This is a genomic window from Erwinia mallotivora, from assembly GCF_000590885.1.
Taxonomy (GTDB): domain Bacteria; phylum Pseudomonadota; class Gammaproteobacteria; order Enterobacterales; family Enterobacteriaceae; genus Erwinia; species Erwinia mallotivora.
Map to the genome: position 1 here is coordinate 1 of NZ_JFHN01000029.1, position 24,691 is coordinate 24,691.

Genomic DNA, 24,691 nt, shown 5'->3' on the forward strand with positions numbered 1-24,691 from the left:
CGGTTGGTGATTTGTTTTGATTTGGCGATTGATCAGATCGCACAATCCGGGCTGAGTTCCCTTAAAGTGATCTACTATTCCGCGCAGCTATTTAGAGTCGGGGGCTGGTGCTGAGTCCGCAGCGGGGCGGAGCCGTGCAGATTCCAGGTTGCGGCGGCGAGGCAATCATTCTGCTAATGTTCTCTCTGGTTTCAAACAAGCAGGAACAGTCCGGGGTGCACTAATGATAATGTTTCTTACCTGTTCGGATATGTAACTGCTCAATTTGACGTGCATAATACTTTTGCAGTTCGGACAGTGCATCACGTCTGGTTCTAATTGGGCTCCGTTTGGTAAACGGAAAATATTGTACGTTAAGGTTGTTTTTGCACCGGCTGATATCAACTGACCGCAAAGGACGATACTTCGCCGTGATAAGTGCCATCAATAACATGCTTATCGACCTGATGGCCGCGATGTCGCATAAGGACTGGCTGAGTCGCCGCCAGCGTCAAAAGCAGGGAATTGAACGGGCCCATACATTTGGTAAGTACCGGGGAAAACAGGCTGATCAGGAACGGCATCAGAAAGTCCTGTACTACCGGCATATCAAGAAACTGAGCATCAGTGAAACAGCAGATGCGACAGGGTACAGCCTCTCCCAAATATGTCGGATACAGAACCTCTATCGAGAGGTAAACTCAGATTCTGACTTTTCATTTTCGAATTAAGTTCAGTAAGAAACTCAATCAGGCAATGGCATGTAATTTAAGGTGATTAGATGTACAATTTCACGGCAGTCTGTTGAAAGGCATAAGCTCGAAATTATTCAATGATATGAATGTTTGGGGCGCTGTAAGACCCTGGAAACGCGAGTCGCATCTAAAAGCAACTTGTTTTGACCCCTGATTTTTATTGCGAGAGGCTATGACTAAAACCACTATTTTGCATCTCTCTGATCTGCACAGGGATTCGGGAAGCCGTATCAAGACACAACCCCTTTTGTCATCTTTGTATCGTGATCGCAAGCGCTATACTGAAAATGAAGGCATTCCTAAACCTGATATAGCGGTCATTAGCGGTGACATCGTCTATGGAGTTAGGGGAGATGATCCAGATGGTGATAGAAATCTCGAATTGCAGTATGAGGAAGCCTATGAAACTTTAGCTGGTTTGGCTGAACGGTTTTTTGACGGTGATAGGGAAAGGATAGTTGTTGCGCCGGGTAACCACGATATAAGTATGCCACATGTCCTCCGCGCGATGAAGCGTTTAGACACCCCTCCTGACGATGACAAGAGACGAATGCTAATTCAGAAGGTTTGGGAAGACGATTCACGATATAGACTCAATATTCCAGAGATGTCTGTCTATGAAATCATCAACCAGACTGTCTACCATCAACGCTTAGAACCATACGCAAAATTTTACGATCGCTTCTACGAAGGCAAACGGAAGTTCTCGTTAAATCCTAAAGAACAATATTCTATCCATGAATATCCTGAGTTAGATCTCTGTGTAGTAGCATTTTCGAGCTGTCTTGAGAATGATTTATTTAATCGAACAGGAGCAATTTCTGCTGAGGCTATCAATAACGCAATGGACGAGGTTGCACCGAAAGTAGAAAGAGGGGCTCTCGCTATTAGCGTCTGGCATCACAGCATCCAGGGTGGTCCCAAAGAAAACGACTATATAGACTCCGATTTTCTCCGACTGCTCATGGATTCTGATTGCTCTATTGGCATGCATGGACATCAGCATAGATCGGGCCTACTAGAAAATCGGTTCTCTCCTGACGTACAACGACATATATCGGTGATTAGTGCAGGAACTCTTTGCGGTGGTCCACGAAGTCTGCCCACAGGTAGAATGAGGGGATATAACGTTGTTGTACTCGATCGAGAAGCCGGATATGGCACCGTTCACGTAAGAGCGATGACTAACAACGATTTCAGTGCTCCCATATGGGAACGAGGCTACGTCAGTGAATTTAGTGGCAGTTCGATACAGTTTGCGTTAGCTAAAAAACGAGTTCAATCAATATCGCCCTTCGAGTTGGCAGCAAAAGCAGATGAATTGTTAAGAAATGGCCAAGCAATAGAAGCTTATGAGCTTATTCGCAATCACACACAAAACCAGTGGGTACGTGCAATTGCAGTTAAAGCTCTTATCAATTTAGAGGAATGGGGGGAAATTGTTGATTTGCTCACCCCCCCTGCGTCCGATACAGATTTTCTTATACTGAGTGAAGCATACGAGAATCTGCTTGACTGGCCATCTTTACGTACCTTGATTAGCTCTATCGATTCAGAAATCCCCTCTGGCTCAGCTGCGGTACGTATGAGAATTCAACAATGTCAAATTCTTTTGAGGGGCAAGTAAATATGTCAACAACTAATATATCTTTCCAAGTTGAAACAGATCGAGTACTTGAGATTCTCTCAAAGCAAATATATGACTCCCCGTTTGCTATGGTGCGAGAGAATATCCAAAACTGCTACGATGCAGTGCTCATGAGAGCCAATATTGAAGGTGGTGAGTTGTGTTCTTATCACATTGAGGTAATCGTCACTCCCGAATCAATATCTATAACCGACAACGGTATCGGCATGTCGGAAACAGTATTAAAGGAAAATTTCTGGAAAGCTGGGTCATCCGGTAAAAATACTGAAAGTGCGCGTCAAGCCGGTGTTATCGGTACGTTTGGTATTGGTGCTATGGCCAACTTTGGTGTGTGCTCTGGCCTCTCAGTTACCACACGGGCATTTAATAGTGCTGTAGGTTACCGTACTGAAGCTCAAAAGAAAGACCTTAAAATTGGCCAAGACTGCATTAGCTTTGAACTACTGGATCATTCGACGCCTGTTGGTACAAGTATCGTAGCAACTCTTGATGGCGATTCTTTACTCGACCTGGACGGTCTAAAAAACTACGTGAGCCAGTTCGTAAAATTTCTTCCCGTACCTGTAATAATTAACGGTGAGCTGATTAGCCAACAAGATCAAATTACTGCTGTAGGGATCAAAGATTGGCAGTCTATTGGTAAAAAAAACGTGGTTGCTGGCACGCTAGAATTTAACTTAGAGGTATATATTTCTGGCACTAATGGAGTCGGGTTGGTGTGCTCTAATTTCCAGCGTGATAGCGCACCAATTAAAGGGCTACTCTGCCTCCGCAATGGCATGGGGTCAATCATGGGGCTTCGTTCCAGCTTCGGTCTAGCGCCATTGCCTGTCGCGAGTGTTTACCAACTCGGCGGATTTGCCGATTTACCGTTCCTTGTACCCACAGCTGGCCGTGAAGCCTTAACCAGAGATTCTATCGGCGATGCTTCAAGAATTTTCCCTCCCCTTGAGAAGAGTCTCACTGAAATGCTGGCATCTCATCCAATTGCAGACAGCCTGACAGCATTTCAACAATATGTGGTAAATAATCACCTTACTGTTTTAGGAAGCAGAGTAAAAATTCAGGTTCAGGAAGATGGCGAACAATTCGAAATGGGGGAGCTGACGACCCAATTTTCTGGCCTTCAGATGCAATCTTATGAGGGCACCGATCCAGATCTTATAAGGATGTTTTCAGGGTCAGAAAATCCCCTCATACGGATCAGTCAGAGCCAGCCGCGTCGTGAACTGCAACGTAGATATTTGAGTGAAATACTTCATATTCCAAGCATTCCAAACCATGCAACTATATCGCATGTATATGATCCAGGAAACTTAACTCGCGAGGAGGTTAGCCTAACGTTCTCGCTTGCTAAGGTACTTCGAAGTGACTATATGCTGGATGATGTGGATTTAATTTGGGCGGATATCACTCATGGAGTTCCGATGATCGCTAAGATGGAGGGAGATAAGGTTACCCTGACGCTCTCCAGAAATTGGCCAGCCCTGAAAGCAGTTCTAAACCATCTTTCGACTTCATACGAACTTCTTGATAGTTTCACGAAAGATTTCGTAAGGGTATATATATATGCCCAAATTCAGTCTTTTGTACCTAGTTCGCAACGTGCAGGACTTGATGCTCTTCAGCGAGCACTAGAACGGAAGCGTGAGATTTTCCGGCTTGAGCGACAAGACAACGGGGAATTAGATCCCCTGATTGCAGACTACTTAAGTGGCAAAGTTGAAATAGGTCAAGTTCTCAGCGCCGCCGTGGCAATTACTGCGGTACAAAGCCAGCATGTCAGTGGTAGGCAAGTGGGCACTGTTGAACAGGCTCTACCAGATGTAGTAAGTGCAGCAGCCCCTGAAATTCCCGCATCTAGTATTGCAGTGGCTGCTCCAACAGCAGCGTCTCCTATCCTGCGATTGAATACCACAATTGACGACCGACTGTTGACTACGGAACAAGAATTGCCGCAATTGAATAACTATCGGATGTTTTTAGCATTGTCAGATCGACTTTTCCTGCAGGAACTTGAGTTTTTCAAATGGCCGCATTCAACTCAAGTAGCTTGGGCTGGTCGGAGAATTGTTTATCTCTTTACAGGAGCAAATGCAGGCATCAGCTTGTATTACGATATAGAACTCAGAGGTGCTAGGTTAGCCGGTGATGCGGGAGGTACTGCGTTGGCAACAACGACTATTGTTTCGAATAATCGTATCCTTGTGCCCGTACCGACGCCTTTAATGAAATGTTTTACGGTAACAGATGATCCAATTGAGTTTTACGTTAGATTTGATCTCCTTATGCATCACGACTATTTACAGAAGCCAATACATTAAGAGTTTGATCAACCTGTCCAGTTAGTTGTAAAGCGGATGTTTCAACCTCTAATCCCTATTAAGTTAAGAGGAAGGAACATCCGTTTTTCGTTTCAAATTGGTAGGTTTTTATCATTGAGATGAACATGTAAATAGACCCGTTTTAGTTCCACGCACTTTTTGAGATCCCCGACAGATAGTGTTGTAACCGGTATTCCTCCGGTGTCAGATTTTTCAGGGACTCATGCGGACGTTCACAGTTATATTCTGAAAGCCACCGCTCTGTGATTTCCCTTACTTCGTTCAGCGTCCTGAACAGATAGAAATCGAGTATTTCAGTGCGGTATGTCCGGTTAAAGCGTTCAATAAATGCATTCTGAGTCGGCTTACCCGGTTCGATAAATTCCAGCCTCACTGCGTGCATTTCTGCCCACTCCGCCAGAGCCAGCGAAATAAATTCCGGGCCGTTATCCATGCGAAGCATCGCCGGATATCCGCGGTTTGCTGCGATCCTGTCGAGCACCCGAACCACTCGCCGGGCCGGCAGATTCAGATCAATTTCAATCGACAACGCCTCCCGGTTAAAGTCATCAACGACATTGAACGTGTGAAAACGACGGCCACAGACCAGGGCATCATGCATAAAATCAACAGACCAGCTCTGGTTCAGCGCTGCCGGCGTGGCCAGCGGCGAGGGATTACGCACCGGCAACCGTTGTTTGCCCTTACGGCGAAAATTCAGCTTCAGCAGGCAGTAAATACGGTAGATCCGTTTATGGTTCCACTGGTATCCCTGCCGCCGCAGAACCTGAAACAGCTTCGGGAAACCGTATCGCGGATATCTTTCAGCAGCCGTCTGCAACGCGAAAATAACGGGTTCGTCACGCGTGGTATCCGGGCGGTAATGGTAAATTGTTCTGCTGAGATTCAGACTCCGGCAGGCCTGACGGATACTGAGTCCGAACGTCGTTATCAGATGAGTGACCAGCTCACGCCTGGAAGCTGGCCTCAGAGCTTTTTTTCAATAACATCTTTCAGTGCCCGATTCTCAAGACTGAGGTCGGCAAACATCTGCTTAAGCCGTCGGTTCTCGTCCTCAAGGTCCTTTATCTTTTTAATATCAGAAGCTTCTATGCCACCGTATTTGGACTTCCAGTTATAGTACGTGGCTTCAGAGACCCCGGCCTCACGGCAGACATCTTTGACTGTTCGTCCGGCTTCAACCGACTTAATCACCGTGATGATCTGATGCTCAGTAAAACGGGCTTTACGCATAACGGGCCGGAATTTATCTCTCTGGCACTGGCCGAATGGGCAGAAAGCCGGAGCGTGGAGCTGGAATTTATTAAGCCCGGAAAGCCAACACAGAATGCGTTTATAGAACGTTTTAACCGGACTTACCGGACAGAGGTACTGGATTTTTATCTGTTCAGAACGCTGGACGAGGTGCGGGAAATCACAGATAAATGGCTGGTCGAATACAACACTGAACGTCCGCATGAATCCCTGAACAACCTGACGCCGGAAGAGTACCGGATGATGGATAATTTCGCCGGAACCTCAAAAAGTGCATGGAACTAAAACGGGTGTCTTTACAAGTTGGCTCTAATTTATTCTACAGAGCCGCTATTAGATTAAATTATGAATCAATATCATTTACTATGGTTAGCGCATCAGACCACGTGGTATTTTCCTCAACATGTTTTTTAATTAGAACCCGGTTCGACACAATCATAGATGGCCAACGATTCTTCCAAGAGCGGTATGCATGCCAAGAGTATCCAATATAGTAATCTTTTCTCATTGTTGTCATCGAGCGTAGTACTGCATCAAGGTATTTTCCTTCTATTGAAGTTTTACGCACTTCAAAAATAGTTCCGAGGTAAATGAGCCAACGAGCCAGATGTTCATATTGCTCCCAGGCATTATGCTCGTTGGTTAAATTTGTTTTGGTTTCAATAATATCGCCAATCATTGCTACTACCATGTTATTATTCCAGCTCAGCCCCTCAGCGGCAATTGCAGAAATAATCTGATAAAATGAGTCTTCGAGCTTCAAGTACGTGTCTTTGAATGAGTGATTTTCATACACGACTTTCCGAATGGATTTTAAGGAACTTTCGGAAATCTTTTCTGCCTTCGGTATTTCTTTGTTTAAATTTTTAAAGAAAGCATTAATTTCAAGGGAATCTAATACTCTAATACCGTAGCAATGAAAATAGTAATCCTTCACATTTTGGTCTATTGAGGACCTAGAAATCAAAAATATATTTGAACCAACTACATGACTTTTAGAAAAACCTTTATAATCACTAATAATTGCTTTTAGGTTCGTATCCCCAAGAGAATATCCTAAAATCACAACAGTGTTTTCATACAAAACGGTGCTTAGTTTTCGAGAAAAGTATGAATCACTATTTATAAATTTAAAATAATCCTCTGATGTGATCACCATATTTTGGGGGGAATCTACGGAACCATGTACATGATAGACTTTAACATTCGCAGAAGATCTTGGTATCGGCAATCCCGGTGTAATTGATTGAGAAGTATTTTCACATGTTAAACTTTCAGCTAGTTTATCATAATTGGTTGTTACGACGCGGAAAGAACGGTTAGAAAAAAAGCTCTCAATTTCCTCCTTACTATCTCCTAACTGTATTTTAGAAATAATCTTAGCAACCTCTTCATGAATGTCCTTATCTTGAGCTGCCAGCTTTATTGAGATTATTTGTGCTGTTTCTTCTAGGCTTAAAAGTGATGACTTTTCTTTTGGAAAAAGTGACGCCTTTAATTTATCTGCATTTGGTAAAATATCGCACAGTTCTTCGAGAAGACCTTTCCATGTTGGAGCATCACCATTAGATACCTCCTTTGAAAAACCTGTTCCGGTAAATAGACAAAGTCTATTTGTGGCTGCTGCATATGCAATTTCAAATAACTCACTCATCTGAGAATCCTTTTTCATTTTTATAACTGCCAAGATACAGCTTAGCGGTTCTCTTTTCAATATGGGAATGTCCGCTCCTGGCACGAAGCAGCCCACAACAACTATTCCTGGTTACCAAGAATGATATTTAGTCAAATGTTGCAGATGGCTTCTCGTTTTCTGGCGACCAATAGCCACCACTGCCATGATATGTTTCAGCGCCTAATACAAACTGAGTACCGCAATGCTTACATGTAAAATGATAGTCAACTATATCGCTCCATATCATCTTTTCAGCACACTCATTAAAGCTATATTGGTTCCAATCATCAGTTGCTTCGATCTCAGTCAAAATCCCTTCTTTGAGCGCATGCTTTGCAATACGAATTGCCTTACGTAAATGTTCAGGATGACGGATGATGTATTTAACACACAAATCCAGGCAGTGTTCACAACTCATCAAAAGATCCCTCCATAATAATGTTTTTTGCCTGAGTTTAGCCCACTCACACAGTATTACACATGGTAATTATTTCCTTCCTGAAAGACATTAGCTACGTCCGCTCCTGGCACAAACCAGCCCCACGTCCCCTACCACTATCCATCCCAAAACTTTCATGGCAAACTTAAGTTTATGTGATGTAACCGGAACTTTCACGATGTCATTGCCCGCCGCTGAATGCCTGTTTACTGAAGGCAAAATCACCCTGCCGGAAGGCTGTCAGGACCGCACCGTCAATGCCTTTCCCGCACCCGCGCCGGGCGCTCCTGCATTTAATATTTCCCGTGACGCGCTGAATGATGCCGAAACCCTTTCCGCTTACGTTGACCGCCAGCTGGCGCTGATGCAGGCGCACCTGAAGGACTGGAAGCAGACCGGGCGCGTGCCATCGGTGCTGGGTGATAATCTGCTGCACGGCGAGTGCGTTCACGCCAGCTATCTGCGCGACGGCAGGCGCGTCTTTCAGCAGCAGGCGGTTTTTAATCCGCAGGACAACCGTATTCTGGTGTTCACCATGACCTGCACCGCTGCGCTGACTGAGGCGGATGACGCGCAGTTTCAGCGCCTGCTGGCCAGCTTTCGTTTCCATGAACAGTAAGGACTGAGGTCATGTTTGAAGCGGCCCGCGTCGGCGATGATATCGGTCACTCTCATGCCCTCGCGGGGATGATTGCCGGTACGATTGTTGGCGGGCTGATTGCGGCGGCGGGCGGGCTTGCCGCCGGCGCGCTGTTTGTGGCCGGGATGGCTTCGGCCTGCCTGGGCGTTGGCGTGCTGCTGGTCGGGGCCAGCCTGGCGGTGGGGTATCTTACCGGAGAGCTGGCCACTGCCGCCCGTGACGGTATCGCCGATGCGGGGGCCGCCAGCATGGAGAAGGAAGGCGTTATCGGCACCGGCTCGCCTGACGTCTTTATCAACGGCAAACCTGCCGCCATCGCCACCAACAGCATGGTTGCATGCGCGAAGGATGCGGGCGCGCAGCAGATGGCGGAAGGCTCGTCGCGGGTGTTTATCAACGGGCTTCCGGCGGCGCGAATCAGTGACCAGACCACCTGCGGCGGCAGGGTGATGACCGGCTCCGGCAACGTGCGCATCGGCGGCGACCCGTTGCAGACGCTGCCCATCCAGCCTGAAGTGCCTGAGTGGGTGTACAAAGCCTCTGACCTGACGCTGCTGTTTGCCGGGCTGATTGGCGGGGCAGGGGGCGCAGCCGGAAAGGTCGGTGCGCTGAGCCGCCTGCTCAGTAAACTGCCCTTCATCGGTAAACTGACCCGTGTCGCCTGCCGCGCCGGGGTGCTGATGACCGGTGCCGCCGCCGTGGGGATTATTGCCCGCCCGGTGGATATCGTCAGCGGCCAGAAGTTTCTCAGCGGTGATGATGAGCTCGATTTTGTGCTGCCTTCCCGCCTGCCGGTGCGCTGGCAGCGCTGCTGGCGCAGCGGCAACCCCGGCGACAGCGTGCTGGGGCGCGGCTGGAGCCTGTTTTGGGAAACCCGCCTGGAACGGTATCAGGACGGGCTGGTGTGGCGCGCACCCTCCGGCGATTACGTCTCCTTTCCGCTGGTGCCCAGAGGGCAACGGACCTTCTGCGAGGCGGAGAAGCGCTGGCTGGAGCACCATGCGGACGACAGCTGGTCGGTATATGACGCTGGTGAAGAGCGCTGGCACTTTCCGGCGCTGCCCGACGATGCGCCGTCCCTGCCGCTGCGCCTGACGGAACCGTGCGGCAATGCCATCCTCTTTGAGTGGAACGATGACCACACTCTGCACGCGCTGACCGACAGCGCCGCACAGCGCGTGACCTGCCGCTATCAGAGTATTCACGGTCAGACCCGTCTGGTGGGCGCGTGGCTGGATGATGAGGTCTGCCTGGTCAGTTACGGTTACGACGAAAAGGGACGGCTGCTGACCGTCATCGGGCGCGGCGGCCAGGTCCGCCGTCGCTTCAGCTGGTATGACGACGGCGACGGCGCGGACCTGATGCGCAGCCACGAGGACGGCAACGGCCTGGTCAGTGAATACCGCTGGCAGGTGACCGACGGCCTGCCGCGCGTGGTGGCGTACCGCAACGGCGCGGGTGAGCAGCTTAATCTTGAATATGACTTTGAAAACGGCACCCGCCGCGCCACCCGTGACGACGGGGCGCAGGCGCAGTGGCTGATTGATGACGATGACAACGTTGCCAGCTTTACCGACTGGGACGGTCGCCAGACCAGCTTCGTTTATCGCGACGGTGAGCTGTGTGACGTCATCCTGCCCGGCGGGGCGATGCGCCGCAGCCAGTGGGACCGCTTTGGCCGGATGGTTTCCGAAACCGACCCGGCGGGCCGCACCACCCGTTATCACTGGTTCCGCAATACCGGGCGCATCGTACAGACCGTTTACCCGGACCGGACCAGCACGCGGGCCACTTACGACCTGCACGGTCGCCTGCTGTCGGAAACCGACCCGCTGAACCACACCACCCGGTACCACTACCCTGATGAGGAAGAGACGCTGCCCGCGCGCATCACCGATGCGAACGGCGGTGACGTGCTGCTGGAGTGGAACCGTCAGGGCCTGCTGACAACGCGCACCGACTGCTCCGGCAGCGTCACCCGCTTCAGCTATGACCGCTTCGGGCAGCTGGTCAGCAGTGAGGATGCGGAAGGGAACCTTACCCGCCGCGAGTGGGACGCTGCCGGGCAGCTTACCGCCGTTATCCGCGCCGACGGCAGCCGGGAAACCCTGCGCTGGAACGAACAGGGCCAGCTTGCTGCTTGGCGTGACCCGCTGGAAAGCGAAACCTGCTGGCAGTACAACGCGCTTGGGCTGCCGGTCAGCGTCACCGACCGTATCGGCCGTACGCGCCGCTGGCATTACGACCCGCGCGGCAACCTGCTTAAGCTTGAGAACGGCAACGGCGGGGAATACCGCTTTACCGTGGATGCCGTGGGCCGCCCGCTGAGTGAAACCCGTCCGGACGACACCCTCCGGCAGATGGAGTGGGACGAACGCGGCCTGCTCTGTACGCTGCTGGAGAGCGGTAAACCGCAGGCGGACGGCGGCATCGCCCGGCGCGTGCAGACCTTCAGCTATGATGACGGCGGCCTGCTGACGGCCCGCAATACCCGTCACGCCGAATACCGCTACCGGCGTGGGGAAAACGGTGAACTCACCGGGCTGCTACGCACGCCGACTTCAGAAGGCGTGGCGCTGGGCATTGAAGCGGACGACATCCGCTTTTGCCACGACGCGGCCGGGCAGCTTGTCAGCGAACGGGGCGTTGGCGGCGGGCTGGAATATGAATACGACCCGCTGGGCAACCTGACACAACTCACCCTGCCGGGCGGGCAGCACCTCTCCTGGCTGCACTACGGCTCCGGCCACGTCAGCGCCGTTCGCTTTAACCAGCAGACGGTCAGCGAATTCACCCGCGACCGGCTGCACCGGGAAATCAGCCGCAGCCAGGGCGCGCGTGAACAGCGCCGGGAATACGACAGCCTGGGCCGGCGCACGTTACAGCGCAGCATCCCCGGTTCCACGCCGGACCTGCCGGAGCAGATAATCCTCGAACGCGCTTTCCGCTATACCGCACGCGGTGAGCTGGCGGGTGTCAGCGACACCCTGAGGGGCGAGGTGAGCTACGGCTATGACCCGGAAGGCCGTCTGCTCAGCCAGTACGAGGCACGTCAGGGGCACCAGAGGCAGTCATTCCGCTACGATGCCGCCGATAATCTACTGCCCGATGAAATCCATCCGGACCGTCCGGTGACGGATAACCGCCTGACGCACTGGCAGAACCTGTTTATGCAGTACGACGGCTGGGGCAATCTGGTCCGCCGTCGCAGCGGGCTGCACGAACAGCACTACCGGTACGACGTTGAAAACCGGCTGATACAGGCTGAGGGCACCGGGCCGGAAGGGCGCTTCACCGCGCATTACCACTACGATGCGCTGGGCAGGCGCACGCGCAAAACCGTCACCACCGCACGCGGTACGCAGGAAACCCGCTTCCTGTGGCAGGGCTTTCGTCTGTTGCAGGAGCAGCATAACGGTCAGTGCCACACGTATATTTACGACCCCAATGAGGCATACAGCTCGCTGGCGCGCGTTGACCACCCGGCAGACGAAAACCACGGCGAGATTTACTGGTTCAGCACCGACCTGAACGGCGCGCCGCTGGAGGTAACGGACGAACAGGGGCAGCTTCGCTGGAGCGGCCAGTACGGCAGCTTTGGCCAGGTCAGCAGGCAGACCGACGGATTTTATCGTCTGTCCGGGCACACATCCCTGACTCATCAGCCGCTGCGCTATGCCGGGCAGTATGCGGACGGTGAAACCGGCCTGCACTATAATCTGTTCCGGCACTATGACCCACAGATGGGGCGCTTTACGGTGCAGGACCCGATAGGGTTAGCCGGTGGCTGGAATCTTTATCAGTATGCGCCGAACCCGCTGGGTTGGATCGATCCACTGGGGCTTGCCCTCACGCAGCTCCAGCAAATGGTTGTTGATGCTCATTCTCAGCTTGATGAGTTTGCTCAGGGCCGTAAAACAACGGCTATCGGTATTGATAAAGAGGGTAATTACCACCTCGCTTCAAGCGATCGCGTGGTCCCTCCGGCTCAACGCGCCTGGGCTAAAACGAATAATGTCAATGTTATCAGGGGCGACGGACATGCCGAAGAGACTATAATGAACAAGGTTTCTGATGTGGAACACATTGATGCCTCCAGAGGCGTCTGTCTTGATTGTGAAGGTATGATGCATGAAAATAGCGTATTAACTGACACGCCAAAAACGGGTAAGCGAAGCCGAAACAGAATAAAAGGATGCACGGGGAAATGATTATTGAACAATATGCCAGTGACTATTTGGGTAGTCTCAGTCAACTATCTGGTGAAAAGAAATTAGTTATTGGTTTATGTAATCTTGCCAGGCATATAAAGTCTGTTCAGCAATTTGATGGCTTTTACAATGAATCATTGTCAGATGAGTTCACGAAAATACTGAAAGGTTTCCTGGACTGTACGCAAGGCGTTAAATCCACACTTGTTGGAAAAGACTATATCCAATCTGTTGCTCCTGACACAGATGACTACCCGGATACTGAAGGGACTATTGCTCAGAATGCATTTGGGGCAGCATATTATTTACATTCATATTTTGTCAGTAATGAGAATCAAGACTTTTTGCAGTCCCTTGATAAGTCATTTGAAAGTACAGATGCTTTGAAGTATGACAAGGGAACGACTGAGGAGGAAGATGAATATTTTTCACTTGAAGCTAACAAGCTGGAAAGAATTTTGGTTAAAGTAAAAAACATAGATGCATTTCCTTTAAGCCGTGTTGAAGAGCTAATGGATTTTGCGAAAACCATTCCACTGGACTGAGAGCGCACATCTAAAATAATACCCCTTCCTTAACAGTTTCTTTGCTGAGAATTACTACCCATGCAAAAATATCTGCATTCACGGTTTTCCAGGAAGTATGACGGGCAATTAATTCCCGCTATCCCATAAAGAGTTAATTACGGCTTTTACCTCCGTGCACGGGCACGCTGGAGCGGCCAGTACGGCAGTTTTGGTGAGGTGCGTGCCCAGAGTGACGGGTTTTATCGTCAGTCCGGGCAGTCTTCCCTGCGTCATCAGCCGCTGCGCTACGCCGGACAGTATGCGGACGGTGAAACGGGCCTGCACTATAATCTGTTCCGGTACTACGACCCGCAGGTCGGGCGTTTTACGGTGCAGGATCCGATAGGGCTTTACGGGGGTTGGAATCTTTATCAGTATGCACCGAACCCGCTGGGTTGGGTTGATCCATTAGGCTTAGCTGCTGTTAATGATCCCGGATATAATGTTTATGGTTTATATGATTTAGATGTAAATGGAAATCCTGTAGGAAATCCTTATTACGTTGGCATTACTAATGATTTGCCCAGAAGGTCAGCTGAGCATTTAGAAACCGGGCGATTAGGGGGAAATACTGGTCTGATCCCTTTAGATTAAAATATCAACTATGGACAAGCTCGTGGTTATGAGCAATATTATATTGAAGAATATAATACTCGAACCGGAAAAATAGGTAGCGAAATATCTTCAACAAATCGTGGTAATAAATATAACTCTTTTGATCATAGTAGAGCAGATGTTCGAGCAGATTCTTTTAAAAGTGCTTATGAAGATAAGATGAAAAGTTCAGGAAGAAAGAGTGGAGGAACATGTAAATGAAAAACTTTAAGTTATGGGCCTGGGATAAAAAGCCTCGAACAATGCTAAGATTTATTAAGCCTGGTGATATATTTTGCTTTCAATTGGATGATAAAAAATATGGTTTTGGACGAATTATATCAAAGGTCAGCATTGGTCACTCAGCAGAAATATTTGATCACTTTTCATCCTCTCCAGGTATCGATGAGTCTGCTTTAAATCTGAATAACTCTCTTTTTTTATTGATATTGGATACATATAGTCTTTTTGATAAAAAATTTCGGGTGAGTGGAGAATTATTGGACATGGGGATTTTTCTGAAACTCATCAAGATACATATTTTGTCTATGGCCCGGTTGGGGAGAGAAAGAAAGTTGATGTATTGGGGAATGTGTCTGATATATCAGATGAGGAATCAGAAAAATATCCACCATACTTGCCAAAAAATGATTTTCACGTAAAAAATATGTTGTCTGTCTAAGTTGAATGGTTATTAAAGGAATTGTCAGGAAAATTACCTTAATCTTTCTGGCTATTCCGCTAAATTGATTTGAAGTATAAAATATTGAAAATATGTGATCGTAGCTACCTAATCAGAAGTAAAGATCGGAGAGTACTTTTCACAGTTTATAAAAAAATCTGATGAGGTAATTTTTTTAATTGATATTTTTTCGGGAGATATAAAAGTTGAATAGTATAGTCAATGTGGAATCTCTTATGGCAGGTATGCTTTCTGGTGAAGTGGAAAAAAAGACCGGGTTCTCCAGTTATACTGGTTCTGTTTTCAGAGGGAAGGTCAATCGATATCTTCTGGCTTGGTGTCTTCTACCTTTATTTTGCCTGCGTGAGGATTGATATTATTTTCAATACACCTGCGAATAATATCGGGATGCTTACAGTGTCCAACAATTTGCTTTTCACGGTATTCAGGCGCCATGTCATAAACGTCACGAGCGTTTTTCTTTTTCTTGATTCTGATAAGAGTAGAAGCTTTACACTCTTGCTTCTCTCCTGCGACGTCATAGCCTGGAATTCCTCGTGACGATAGCCTTCCCATTCTTTCTGCTCGTACCAAAAGATAACGGTCAAAGAAATAATTGGTACAGTAGGTCGTACTGCAAAAGCGGGAGATTTTGCGAGAAGTGATGATTTATGGTGAGACAATAAAACCCGTAAGTTACGGGTTTTATTGGTGTTATGGCATTATATGAATGCTGGTGAGAAATTACTCGATATTCTGAATCTGCTCGCGCATCTGCTCAATTAATACCTTAAGCTCAATAGCGGAGGCGGTGACGTCAGCGTTGATGGATTTTGAGGCCAGCGTGTTCGACTCGCGATTGAATTCCTGCATCATAAAATCGAGGCGACGACCAACGGCCTCTTTTTTCTTCAGGATGTTGTAAGTCTCTTTGACATGAGCTTCCAGGCGGTCCAGCTCCTCTGCAACATCAACACGCTGCGCCAGCATGATCAACTCCTGCTCCACGCGGTTACTGTCAAGCTGTACCTGAGCTTCCTCTAACTTGCTGACCAGTCGATCACGCTGCCATTTCAGCACCTCAGGCATCTGTGCCCGTACTTTTGTCACCTCAGTACTGACTCCGGCAAGGCGTTGTTCGATCAACGTTTTCAGTGCAGCGCCTTCCGTTTCGCGTGAGGTAATAAAGTCATCAAGTGCCACATCCAGTGCTTTCAGCAATTCGGCGGAGATGACATCGAGATCCTGCTCTTCTGCGGACATGACGCCAGGCCAGCGCAGGATATCAACCGGGTTAATTTCACCTTCATCGCTCTGCAATTTCACCCAGTTTGCCGCCTGCACCAGTTGAACTGCCAGCTTTTCGTTCAGCACCAGCTTGCTTTGTGCCTGCGGGTTAGCATCAAAGCGCAGATTGCACTCGATTTTACCGCGTGTCAGCCGGTTACGAATCCGCTCACGGATGACCGGCTCCAGGCCGCGGAACTGCTCAGGCAGGCGGATATAGGTTTCCAGATAACGTTGGTTGACGGAGCGAAGCTCCCAGGATGCGGTGCCCCATTCGCCTTTGGTTTCACGCCGGGCGTAGGCGGTCATGCTGCGAATCATTGTGTGTACCTGTTTTGAGATAAAGATAATCAGATTATAACGGTGGCAGTGATGGCTTAACAGGTATCAGCCAAAACTCGGCTAAATCAGCGGGGTGTCTGGCGTTTTAACGTGGTGCGATTATGATGTCCGAAGCCGACTGGCTCAGTGCCGGGCGATATGATGACAGCAACATAGCCTGTGAAGAAAAGGATACTAATGAAAAACACTCTCCTGATTGCCGCGTTGACGGCAATAACGCTCAGTGGCTGTACCGCACCCCTTCATCAACCTAAGCCGGTTCCGGTGTGTAAAGTCGGTGATGCGATGCAGCAAAGCACACTTTACTTTGGCCTGAGCAGGCCGCACGGCGTGGAAATCAGCGCAGCGGAATGGCAGTCCTTTATTGATAATGATGTGACGCCACGTTTTAAAGATGGTCTGACGGTCTTTGATGCCCGTGGGCAGTGGTTGGGACAGGATGGTAAAGTGTCGCATGAACCGAGCAAAGCACTGCTACTTATCTACAGCGCCTCGCCGCAAAATGAGCAGAATATTGAGGCCTTAAGAACGCGTTATAAGCAGCGTTTCCAGCAGGAGTCAGTGATGCGGGTTGATCAACCCGCTTGTGTCGGATTTTAAAAATTGCCCGGCGCGCTATGCGCCGGGTGATCATTACAGTACCAGACCAGCAAAGGCTGCGGAAAGCAGGCTGACCAGCGTGGAGCCGTAAACCAGTTTCAGACCAAAGCGGGAAACCACATTACCCTGACTTTCATTCAGTCCTTTAATCGCACCTGCCACGATGCCAATGGAGGCAAAGTTGGCGAAGGACACCAGGAAAACCGAGAGGATCCCCAGTCCACGAGGTGAAAGTTCAGCTGCAATCTTTTTCAACTCAATCATCGCCACAAACTCATTCGCCACCAGTTTGGTTGCCATAATGCTGGCGGCGCGAAGCGCGTCATGGGCTGGAATACCAATCAGCCATGCGAACGGCCAGAAAACATAGCCAAGCATCTGCTGAAAGCTGATACCGAAAACACTGGAAAACAGGGCGTTAATTGCCGCAATCAGCGCGATAAATCCTATCAGCATCGCCATGATAATCATCGCCACTTTGAATCCTGCCAGGATGTATTCACCCAGCATTTCAAAAAAGCTCTGCTCTTCATGCAGCTTTTCCAGTTTGATCTCTGGCTCATCGCCAGGTTGGGTCGGATTAATCAACGACAGGATAATAAAGGTGCTGAACATATTGAGGATCAGCGCCGCCACGACATAACGTGGTTCAATCATCGACATGTAAGCGCCAACGATGGACAGGGAGACGGTCGACATCGCCGCCGCCGCCATAGAATAGAGACGGCGCGCTGAAATATCGGCCAGAATACCTTTATAGGCGATAAAGTTTTCAGACTGGCCCAGTATTAATGAGCTGACAGCATTGAACGATTCCAGCTTGCCCATTCCGTTTACCTTCGACAACAGGGTGCCCACGATGCGGATGAGGAGTGGCAGGATGCGCAAATGTTGCAGGATGCCAATCAGCGCGGAGATAAAGATGATGGGGCAAAGCACGCCAAGGAAGATAAAAGCCATCCCCTGACTGCTCATCCCTCCGAATACGAATTCCGAACCCTGAGCAGCAAATTTCAGCAGTGTTTCAAAGAAACCCGCAAAAGCTGTCACTATGCGCAGGCCACCCGCCGCATGCAGAAAGAAATAAGCCAGTGCGGCTTCGATAACCACCAGCTGGATGATGATTCGGGGCCGAATTTTTTTTCTGTCATTACTGAACAGCAATGCCAGGCAAAAGATGACCACAAGGGCCAACAGGAAATGGAGAATGTCAGGCATCGCAGTTGTTCCACAGAAAGAGGGCGGTAAAGTGCAGCATTTAGCCACAAATCCTGATGCTTTTCACCTGATCTGATTGCACTACGGGAAAGATTCGGAAATCAGAAGAATGATTACCGTACTCAGGCTGTCATAGGCATCCGCCAGTGAAATCCGTATAATGCGCAGCCAATACAGATTTTATCAGCCGGAGAGAAACCATGCGTCCAGCAGGCCGTAGCGCACAGCAGGTGCGTCCCGTAACCCTGACCCGCCATTACACCAAACATGCTGAAGGTTCAGTCCTGGTTGAATTCGGTGATACCAAAGTGTTATGTACTGCCACGATTGAAGAGGGTGTACCCCGGTTTCTGAAAGGTCAGGGCCAGGGGTGGGTGACAGCTGAATACGGTATGTTGCCGCGCGCTACCCACAGTCGCAATGCGCGTGAGGCTGCAAAAGGTAAACAAGGTGGTCGCACTCTGGAGATCCAACGGCTTATCGCCCGTTCACTGCGAGCAGCGCTGGACTTAAAGGCACTGGGCGAGTTCACCATTACCCTGGATTGCGATGTCATTCAGGCGGATGGTGGTACCCGGACAGCGTCAATCACCGGTGCCTGCGTGGCGCTGGCGGATGCGTTAAATCACCTTGTCTCCGTCGGCAAGTTGCAGGCTAATCCAATGAAAGGGATGGTCGCCGCCATTTCTGTCGGTATCGTTGATGGCGAAGCGCGCTGTGACCTGGAGTATGTTGAAGACTCTGCCGCAGAAACTGATATGAACGTAGTGATGACTGAAGATGGTCGGATGATCGAGGTGCAGGGCACGGCCGAAGGAGAACCGTTCAGTCATGAGGAGTTACTCAGCCTGCTGGCGCTGGCACGCGGTGGTATTGAATCGCTAATCAAGGCGCAAAAAGCGGCGTTACAGAACTGATTATTAAGGCGACCTGAGAGTCGCCTCTTTTATAACCGACAGAGGAAGATAAGATGAAAGCCTGGCAGCGTCAGTTTATTGAATTCGCCATCAACAAGCAGGTGCTGAAATTTGGCGATTTCACGCTGAAATCAGGGCGCAAAAGCCCTTATTTCTTTAATGCAGGCCTGTTTAATACGGGCCGGGATCTGGCGCTACTTGGGCGTTTTTATGCACAGGCGCTAGTGGACTCCGCTATTAATTTTGACCTGCTGTTTGGCCCTGCCTATAAAGGCATCCCGATTGCCACTACCACGGCTGTCGCGCTGGCCGATCATCACGATCGCGATGTGCCTTACTGCTTTAATCGTAAGGAAGCGAAGGATCATGGTGAGGGCGGTTTATTGGTCGGCAGCCCCTTGCAGGGGCGTGTCATGCTGGTGGACGACGTCATCACTGCCGGAACGGCAATTCGCGAATCAATGGAAATTATCGCCGCCAATCAGGCCAGGCTTGCCGGGGTGCTGATTTCCCTCGACAGGCAGGAACGCGGTCGCGGCCAGGTTTCCGCCATTCAGGAAGTTGAGCGGGACTACGGTTGTAAGGTGATTTCGCTAATTACGCTGAGTGAGCTGATAACCTGGCTGGAAGAGAGGCCTGAACTGGCCGACCACCTTGCTGCGGTGCGTGCTTACCGGCAGGAATTTGGTATCTGATCTGAACAGGGCCGGCATAAGGCCAGCCCTGGTGCAAACCCGCGTCAGACCAGCTGCAAAGCCAGTAATGACCAGCGGGTTTCAAAATCCACCGTCGGACGATAGCGGAAATCCGAACGAACAAAACGCGACAACATCCCTTCACAAAATGCCAGTAGCTGGCTTGCCAGCAGCGTTTCATCGGTTTTGAAGCCTTCACCATCACGCATTTTCTGCTCGCGCAGCACCTGGCGAAGCTGAAGTTCAATACGTTCGAACAGTTGATTGATCCTGCCCTGCAAACGGTCCTGTTCAAACATTAACGCGTGACCGGTCAGGATGCGCGTCAAACCCGGATTACGCTCACCAAAGCCCAGCAGCAGCTGGATAATCAGACGCAGACGCGGTAGCGTCTCTTTTTCATCTTTTAAAATCAGATTGATGCGCGTAATCAGGCTGTCTTCAATAAATTCGATCAGACTGTCAAACATCCGGGTTTTACTGGGAAAATGGCGATAAAGCGCCGCTTCCGAAACGCCGACGTTGGCGGCCAACTTGGCGGTAGTGATGCGTTGGCTGCCGTCGCTGGATTCCAGCATCAGGGCCAGTGCCTGTAGTATTTCCTCGCGACGGTTCCTTTTCGCTTTTTTTTCTTCTGCCATGTCCTGAACAACCCCTGAAATATCACTTTGAACGGGCAAATGCCCACGCAATCGCGGTGAGCATCATGCTTACGGCAAAAACAAGAATGGGTTTAAGCGCTGGTCGAAGGCCGGGTGCTACTGGCGACCTGAGTGTCCGAAGCCACCTTCACCACGGTCACTGGTGTCAAAATCGTTCACCAGATTGAATTCTGCCTGGACTACCGGCACAAAAACCATCTGCGCAATACGTTCACCGGGCTCAATTGTGAAGTCGTTCTGGCTGCGGTTCCAGACTGATACCATCAGTTGTCCCTGATAATCAGAATCGATAAGGCCGACCAGATTGCCCAGTACCACGCCATGTTTGTGACCCAGACCGGAGCGGGGAAGGATGACTGCGGCTAACTGAGGATCGGCAATGTGAATGGCCAGTCCGGTGGGAATTAACGTCGTGCCTCCCGCACCCAGAACAACAGCCTCATCAAGACAGGCACGCAGGTCCAGACCCGCCGAGCCTGAAGTGGCATAAGTGGGCAAAGGAAAAACCTTGCCCACACGTGGGTCTAAAATCTTAACGTCGATTTTTTTCATCATAACGGCTGACTATCTCGTCTAGTAACTGTTGGCCAAGGAGAGATTTATCGCTGAGCGGTAATTTCTTTTCTCCATCCTGCCAAAAAAGATGCAGGGCATTGTTATCACTGTTGAAACCTTGCCCGGCCTGCGAAACATCATTGGCACAGATTAAATCCAGGTTCTTGCGCCTTCTTTTTTGCTGGGCGTATTCTTCCACATTATCTGTTTCTGCCGCAAATCCGACCACATAGGGCCGACCTTCCTTCATTGCCGCCACACCGGCCACGATATCGGGATTTTTAATCATTTTAAGGGTAATTTCATCACCCTGTTTTTTGATTTTTTTGCATGCCACTTCCGCTGAACGATAGTCTGCTACGGCCGCTGTGGCGATAAAAATATGCTGGCGATGCGCGTTGTCCATAACAGCCTGCTGCATTTCTGCTGCGGTTAATACGTCAATCCGCTTTACCCAGGGTGGAGTGGGTAAACTGACCGGACCTGCCACCAGCGTGACATTCGCGCCCCGCTTCGCAGCGGCTGTGGCAACGGCAAAGCCCATTTTGCCGGAGCTGTGATTAGTGATGAATCTTACCGGGTCAAGGGGCTCACGGGTGGGGCCGGCGGTAATCATAATGTTCAGATGTTGCAGGTCGTTGACCGGCGACGCCCAGTTTAGCGCATTGTCCACAATGGTTAGCGGGTCCAGCATCCGTCCGGGGCCAATGTCACCACAGGCCTGGCTACCGCTATCCGGCCCCCATATCATCACGCCGCGTTCAGCAAGGCGCTGAAGATTGTGCTGGGTAGCGGCTGCCCGGTACATCTGCTGGTTCATTGCCGGCACCACTGCGATCGGGGCCGGTGTGGCAAGACAAATCGTGGTTACCAGATCGTTTGCCATGCCTGCGGCCTGGCGGGCTATCAGATCCGCAGTGGCCGGGGCCAGCACGACCAGATCGGCCCATTTGCCCAGCTCGATGTGGCCCATGGCGGCCTCCGCAGCGGGATCTAATAAGTCAGCGTAAACGGGATAGCCAGAAACAGCCTGCAAGCTAAGGGGAGTGATAAACGCTTTTGCCGCCTCGGTCATTACCACCCGAACTTCCGCCCCCTGATCCCGAAGGCGTCTGACCAGCTCCGGGGTTTTGTATGCAGCAATCCCACCACTTACACCCAGAACAATCTGTTTACCGGTTAATCCTGCCATGCTGCTATCTGCTCCGTTGAGTCTGGCTGACGCGCACTTTGCCGTCATTATCTGCGTATTTTATCACATTCCAGTTGCCTCAGATTTCCACGCCATGCTGCCTTTGCGAGGCGGATCGGGAAGCTGAACAAAACAGATGGAAAAGTACTGTATATAATGCCATGTTTTCTGTGAGAGAGAAAAGGAGATTCGACAAATGAAAGAGCAATGGCTGACTGTTCCACCACGTGAGAAGCTGCTGCAAAATGGTGCAAAGGCGCTAACGGATGCTGAGCTTCTGGCAATTTTTTTACGTACAGGCGCAAATGGCGTACACGTTATGTCCCTGGCGAGACAACTGATTGAAGAGTTCGGGTCACTGTATCAACTGATGACCGCCGGAAAAGCCGCCTTCGGCCACATTAAGGGCATTGGTGATGCAAAATATGCACAGCTGAATGCCATTGCTGAGCTTGGGCGCCGTTTTTTTACCTGTAACGAAGTGCTGGAGCACCGTTCCGTAGAAAGCGCGCAGGATATGCTGAGTTATTTAAGAAGTACGCTTGCCCATCGCGAGCGTGAAATTTTTCTGGTGGTCTTTCTGGATAATCAGCACCAGATGTTGCATCACAGTGAGATGTTTGCCGGAACCATCAACAGCGTGGAGGTTCACCCACGTGAAATTGTCCGTGAAGCCCTGAAACATAATGCAGCGGCACTTATCCTGGCGCATAACCATCCTTCGGGGATCTCCCGCCCCAGCCAGGCAGACAGGGATATCACCAGGCGGATTGTTGCTGCCTGTCAGCTGCTTAATATCAGGGTGTTGGATCACCTGGTTATCGGTCATGGTGAGTACGTCTCTTTTGCAGAAAGAGGGTGGATTTGATGCAGGCAACGCAACGCAGTCCGCTTTTTCTGGTCTGAATGGAGCAATTTTGCGCGATCGTCTGGGATCTTTATCTGTTCGGGACTTGAGCACCAGCGCCGCAGGGCGTATACTACGCCACCTTTGAGAATCTCGGGTTTGGCATTTGGCCTGCTCAGCGGGTTCACATTGAACTCGCCTGGATGGGCTATGAGCCTGACGAGGCGGCCAGGACCTTATTTTTAAAGCTCGAGCTGATTTGATTTTTGGAGAATAGACATGTCACGAGTCTGCCAAGTAACTGGCAAGCGTCCGGTGACGGGTAACAACCGTTCCCACGCAATGAACGCGACGAAACGCCGTTTTCTGCCTAACCTGCATTCTCACCGTTTCTGGGTTGAGAGCGAAAAGCGTTTTGTTACACTGCGTGTATCTGCCAAAGGCATGCGCGTAATTGATAAGAAGGGTATTGAGACGGTTCTGGCCGATCTGCGTACCCGTGGTGAGAAGTACTAAGGTAAGGAACTGAAACATGGCTAAAGGTATTCGCGAGAAAATCAAGCTGGTTTCTTCTGCTGGTACAGGTCACTTCTATACCACCACGAAGAACAAACGTACTAAGCCGGAAAAACTGGAGCTGAAGAAATTCGATCCTGTTGTCCGTCAGCACGTGATGTACAAAGAAGCCAAAATCAAGTAATTGATTTAAGCTGATGAAAACCTCGCTCCGGCGGGGTTTTTTCTTTTGTGAAAACTAAAACAGTGAGTCACGATAATGCCGGAATTACCTGAGGTAGAAACCAGTCGGCGAGGCATCGAACCACATCTCACCGGCGCCACGATTCTGCATGCGATTGTGCGTAACGGACGCCTGCGCTGGCCGGTATCTGATGAGATTCATCGCCTCAGTGACCAGCCTGTGCTTAGCGTACAGCGTCGGGCGAAGTATTTATTGCTGGAGCTACCCACTGGCTGGATTATTATCCATCTGGGGATGTCCGGCAGCCTGCGTGTGCTGACAGAAGAACAACCCGCGGCCAGGCATGACCATGTCGATTTGGTGATGAGCAACGGGAAAGTGCTGCGCTATACCGATCCCCGTCGTTTTGGTGCCTGGCTGTGGAGCAGTGACCTGGAGAGCAGTAACGTGCTCGCTCACCTCGGACCGGAACCTTTAAGTGAAGCGTTTAACGCTGATTATCTGTTTGCTAAATCGCGAACTAAACGCACGCCGGTAAAACCCTGGCTGATGGATAACAAACTGGTGGTAGGCGTCGGCAACATATACGCCAGCGAGTCACTGTTTGCTGCGGGTATCCATCCCGATCGTCAGGCGATGGCGCTGAGTTATGAAGAGGCTGCGTTACTGGTCAACACCATTAAGGCAGTGCTGTTGCGCTCCATTGAACAGGGGGGCACCACGTTACGAGATTTTCTACAGACGGATGGCAAGCCGGGGTATTTTGCGCAGGAATTGCAGGTATATGGCCGTGCCGGAGAGCCGTGCAGAGTATGCGCCACGCCTTTGCTCAGTGCTAAACATGCTCAGCGCAGTACCTTTTTTTGCCCCACCTGCCAGAAATAATCC

At 50.2% G+C, this 24,691-nt stretch carries 22 protein-coding genes and 3 pseudogenes; 16 read left to right on the plus strand and 9 right to left on the minus strand.

Features of this window, described 5'->3' with window-relative positions:
* Positions 1-407: 407 nt before the first annotated feature.
* From BG55_RS23175 to BG55_RS05190, 3 genes and pseudogenes are all read left to right on the plus strand, one after another.
* Positions 408-710, plus strand: a pseudogene (locus BG55_RS23175) (recombinase family protein); the annotation flags it as partial.
* Positions 711-906: 196 nt separating this feature from the next.
* Entirely contained in the window at positions 907-2,361 is a 1,455-nt protein-coding gene (locus BG55_RS05185; protein ID WP_034935104.1) for a metallophosphoesterase family protein, read from the plus strand.
* A 2-nt stretch (positions 2,362-2,363) separates the two neighbouring features.
* Positions 2,364-4,706, plus strand: coding sequence for an ATP-binding protein (locus BG55_RS05190; protein WP_034935107.1), 2,343 nt, complete (start codon positions 2,364-2,366; stop codon positions 4,704-4,706).
* A 142-nt stretch (positions 4,707-4,848) separates the two neighbouring features.
* On the opposite strand, the gene BG55_RS05195 is transcribed toward BG55_RS05190, so the two are convergent.
* Positions 4,849-5,960, minus strand: a protein-coding gene (locus BG55_RS05195) for an IS3 family transposase (RefSeq protein WP_152542636.1) whose coding sequence is annotated in 2 segments (ribosomal slippage) — positions 4,849-5,699 and positions 5,699-5,960 — 1,113 coding nt in all. Because the reading frame shifts where the segments join, the coding sequence is not laid out codon by codon here.
* Here BG55_RS05195 and BG55_RS05205 point away from each other — a divergent pair.
* A pseudogene (locus BG55_RS05205) lies at positions 5,961-6,266 on the plus strand (integrase core domain-containing protein); the annotation flags it as partial.
* Positions 6,267-6,324: 58 nt separating this feature from the next.
* Here the strand turns inward: BG55_RS05205 and BG55_RS05210 are convergent.
* Together BG55_RS05210 and BG55_RS05215 are read right to left on the minus strand one after the other, a co-directional pair.
* Entirely contained in the window at positions 6,325-7,635 is a 1,311-nt protein-coding gene (locus BG55_RS05210) for an SIR2 family protein (RefSeq protein ID WP_034935316.1), read from the minus strand.
* Between the two features lie 127 nt (positions 7,636-7,762).
* A complete protein-coding gene (locus tag BG55_RS05215) occupies positions 7,763-8,074 on the minus strand; it encodes a hypothetical protein (RefSeq protein ID WP_034935116.1) in 312 nt (103 codons plus the stop codon).
* A gap of 199 nt (positions 8,075-8,273) precedes the next feature.
* Between BG55_RS05215 and BG55_RS05220 the strand changes: the two genes are divergently transcribed.
* The 5 genes and pseudogenes from BG55_RS05220 (at position 8,274) to BG55_RS05240 (ending at position 14,768) form a co-directional block, all read left to right on the plus strand.
* Positions 8,274-8,714 carry a DcrB-related protein gene (locus BG55_RS05220; RefSeq protein WP_034935118.1) on the plus strand — a complete coding sequence of 147 codons (441 nt, stop codon included), beginning with the start codon at positions 8,274-8,276 and terminating at the stop codon, positions 8,712-8,714.
* Positions 8,715-8,725: 11 nt separating this feature from the next.
* The gene (locus BG55_RS05225) at positions 8,726-12,946 is read left to right on the plus strand and encodes an RHS repeat-associated core domain-containing protein (protein ID WP_084276213.1); all 4,221 of its coding nucleotides are present in this window, start codon (positions 8,726-8,728) and stop codon (positions 12,944-12,946) included.
* Positions 12,943-13,491, plus strand: a complete 549-nt coding sequence (locus tag BG55_RS05230) for a hypothetical protein (protein WP_152542638.1) — start codon at positions 12,943-12,945, stop codon at positions 13,489-13,491. The genes BG55_RS05225 and BG55_RS05230 overlap by 4 nt, the downstream gene beginning before the upstream one ends.
* A gap of 153 nt (positions 13,492-13,644) precedes the next feature.
* Positions 13,645-13,932: pseudogene (locus BG55_RS23480) on the plus strand (RHS repeat-associated core domain-containing protein); the annotation flags it as partial.
* Between the two features lie 392 nt (positions 13,933-14,324).
* Positions 14,325-14,768, plus strand: a complete 444-nt coding sequence (locus tag BG55_RS05240) for an Imm26 family immunity protein (protein ID WP_235192721.1) — start codon at positions 14,325-14,327, stop codon at positions 14,766-14,768.
* 335 nt (positions 14,769-15,103) lie between these two features.
* Here BG55_RS05240 and BG55_RS05245 read toward each other — a convergent pair whose 3' ends face one another.
* The gene (locus tag BG55_RS05245; RefSeq protein WP_052018702.1) at positions 15,104-15,364 is read right to left on the minus strand and encodes a hypothetical protein; all 261 of its coding nucleotides are present in this window, start codon (positions 15,362-15,364) and stop codon (positions 15,104-15,106) included.
* A gap of 168 nt (positions 15,365-15,532) precedes the next feature.
* A complete protein-coding gene (locus BG55_RS05250; protein ID WP_034935125.1) occupies positions 15,533-16,396 on the minus strand; it encodes a YicC/YloC family endoribonuclease in 864 nt (287 codons plus the stop codon).
* 192 nt (positions 16,397-16,588) lie between these two features.
* On the opposite strand from BG55_RS05250, the gene BG55_RS05255 reads away from it, so the two are divergent.
* The gene (locus BG55_RS05255; protein ID WP_034935324.1) at positions 16,589-17,017 is read left to right on the plus strand and encodes a DUF3574 domain-containing protein; all 429 of its coding nucleotides are present in this window, start codon (positions 16,589-16,591) and stop codon (positions 17,015-17,017) included.
* A 33-nt stretch (positions 17,018-17,050) separates the two neighbouring features.
* On the opposite strand, the gene BG55_RS05260 is transcribed toward BG55_RS05255, so the two are convergent.
* On the minus strand, positions 17,051-18,235 hold the full coding sequence (locus BG55_RS05260; protein ID WP_034935128.1) for a NupC/NupG family nucleoside CNT transporter: 1,185 nt from the start codon (positions 18,233-18,235) through the stop codon (positions 17,051-17,053).
* Positions 18,236-18,435: 200 nt separating this feature from the next.
* Between BG55_RS05260 and rph the strand changes: the two genes are divergently transcribed.
* Together rph and pyrE are read left to right on the plus strand one after the other, a co-directional pair.
* Entirely contained in the window at positions 18,436-19,152 is a 717-nt protein-coding gene (rph, locus tag BG55_RS05265; protein WP_034935130.1) for a ribonuclease PH, read from the plus strand.
* 53 nt (positions 19,153-19,205) lie between these two features.
* Positions 19,206-19,847, plus strand: coding sequence for an orotate phosphoribosyltransferase (pyrE, locus tag BG55_RS05270; protein ID WP_034935133.1), 642 nt, complete (start codon positions 19,206-19,208; stop codon positions 19,845-19,847).
* Positions 19,848-19,891: 44 nt separating this feature from the next.
* On the opposite strand, the gene slmA is transcribed toward pyrE, so the two are convergent.
* The 3 genes from slmA to coaBC form a co-directional block, all read right to left on the minus strand.
* A complete protein-coding gene (gene slmA / locus BG55_RS05275) occupies positions 19,892-20,488 on the minus strand; it encodes a nucleoid occlusion factor SlmA (RefSeq protein ID WP_034935135.1) in 597 nt (198 codons plus the stop codon).
* Positions 20,489-20,605: 117 nt separating this feature from the next.
* The gene (gene dut, locus BG55_RS05280) at positions 20,606-21,064 is read right to left on the minus strand and encodes a dUTP diphosphatase (RefSeq protein ID WP_034935137.1); all 459 of its coding nucleotides are present in this window, start codon (positions 21,062-21,064) and stop codon (positions 20,606-20,608) included.
* Complete coding sequence (gene coaBC, locus BG55_RS05285) at positions 21,042-22,256, minus strand: bifunctional phosphopantothenoylcysteine decarboxylase/phosphopantothenate--cysteine ligase CoaBC (RefSeq protein ID WP_034935139.1); 1,215 nt, start codon at positions 22,254-22,256, stop codon at positions 21,042-21,044. The genes dut and coaBC overlap by 23 nt, the downstream gene beginning before the upstream one ends.
* Before the next feature lie 196 nt (positions 22,257-22,452).
* Between coaBC and radC the strand changes: the two genes are divergently transcribed.
* The 4 genes from radC to mutM all read left to right on the plus strand — a co-directional run bounded on the left by radC (position 22,453) and on the right by mutM (position 24,688).
* Positions 22,453-23,124, plus strand: a complete 672-nt coding sequence (radC, locus tag BG55_RS05290; protein ID WP_034935141.1) for a RadC family protein — start codon at positions 22,453-22,455, stop codon at positions 23,122-23,124.
* Between the two features lie 258 nt (positions 23,125-23,382).
* Complete coding sequence (gene rpmB / locus BG55_RS05295) at positions 23,383-23,619, plus strand: 50S ribosomal protein L28 (protein ID WP_004154798.1); 237 nt, start codon at positions 23,383-23,385, stop codon at positions 23,617-23,619.
* Between the two features lie 16 nt (positions 23,620-23,635).
* Entirely contained in the window at positions 23,636-23,803 is a 168-nt protein-coding gene (gene rpmG, locus BG55_RS05300; protein WP_013094893.1) for a 50S ribosomal protein L33, read from the plus strand.
* Between the two features lie 75 nt (positions 23,804-23,878).
* A complete protein-coding gene (mutM, locus tag BG55_RS05305) occupies positions 23,879-24,688 on the plus strand; it encodes a bifunctional DNA-formamidopyrimidine glycosylase/DNA-(apurinic or apyrimidinic site) lyase (RefSeq protein WP_034935145.1) in 810 nt (269 codons plus the stop codon).
* Positions 24,689-24,691: the final 3 nt, after the last annotated feature.

Coding starts and splice junctions, on each gene's coding strand:
- BG55_RS05185 (WP_034935104.1), top strand. CDS start 907: ATGACTAAAACCACTATTTTGCATCTCTCTGATCTGCACAGGGATTCG.
- BG55_RS05190 (WP_034935107.1), top strand. CDS start 2,364: ATGTCAACAACTAATATATCTTTCCAAGTTGAAACAGATCGAGTACTT.
- BG55_RS05210 (WP_034935316.1), bottom strand. CDS start 7,635: ATGAGTGAGTTATTTGAAATTGCATATGCAGCAGCCACAAATAGACTT.
- BG55_RS05215 (WP_034935116.1), bottom strand. CDS start 8,074: ATGAGTTGTGAACACTGCCTGGATTTGTGTGTTAAATACATCATCCGT.
- BG55_RS05220 (WP_034935118.1), top strand. CDS start 8,274: ATGTCATTGCCCGCCGCTGAATGCCTGTTTACTGAAGGCAAAATCACC.
- BG55_RS05225 (WP_084276213.1), top strand. CDS start 8,726: ATGTTTGAAGCGGCCCGCGTCGGCGATGATATCGGTCACTCTCATGCC.
- BG55_RS05230 (WP_152542638.1), top strand. CDS start 12,943: ATGATTATTGAACAATATGCCAGTGACTATTTGGGTAGTCTCAGTCAA.
- BG55_RS05240 (WP_235192721.1), top strand. CDS start 14,325: ATGAAAAACTTTAAGTTATGGGCCTGGGATAAAAAGCCTCGAACAATG.
- BG55_RS05245 (WP_052018702.1), bottom strand. CDS start 15,364: ATGGGAAGGCTATCGTCACGAGGAATTCCAGGCTATGACGTCGCAGGA.
- BG55_RS05250 (WP_034935125.1), bottom strand. CDS start 16,396: ATGATTCGCAGCATGACCGCCTACGCCCGGCGTGAAACCAAAGGCGAA.
- BG55_RS05260 (WP_034935128.1), bottom strand. CDS start 18,235: ATGCCTGACATTCTCCATTTCCTGTTGGCCCTTGTGGTCATCTTTTGC.
- rph (WP_034935130.1), top strand. CDS start 18,436: ATGCGTCCAGCAGGCCGTAGCGCACAGCAGGTGCGTCCCGTAACCCTG.
- pyrE (WP_034935133.1), top strand. CDS start 19,206: ATGAAAGCCTGGCAGCGTCAGTTTATTGAATTCGCCATCAACAAGCAG.
- slmA (WP_034935135.1), bottom strand. CDS start 20,488: ATGGCAGAAGAAAAAAAAGCGAAAAGGAACCGTCGCGAGGAAATACTA.
- dut (WP_034935137.1), bottom strand. CDS start 21,064: ATGATGAAAAAAATCGACGTTAAGATTTTAGACCCACGTGTGGGCAAG.
- coaBC (WP_034935139.1), bottom strand. CDS start 22,256: ATGGCAGGATTAACCGGTAAACAGATTGTTCTGGGTGTAAGTGGTGGG.
- radC (WP_034935141.1), top strand. CDS start 22,453: ATGAAAGAGCAATGGCTGACTGTTCCACCACGTGAGAAGCTGCTGCAA.
- rpmB (WP_004154798.1), top strand. CDS start 23,383: ATGTCACGAGTCTGCCAAGTAACTGGCAAGCGTCCGGTGACGGGTAAC.
- rpmG (WP_013094893.1), top strand. CDS start 23,636: ATGGCTAAAGGTATTCGCGAGAAAATCAAGCTGGTTTCTTCTGCTGGT.
- mutM (WP_034935145.1), top strand. CDS start 23,879: ATGCCGGAATTACCTGAGGTAGAAACCAGTCGGCGAGGCATCGAACCA.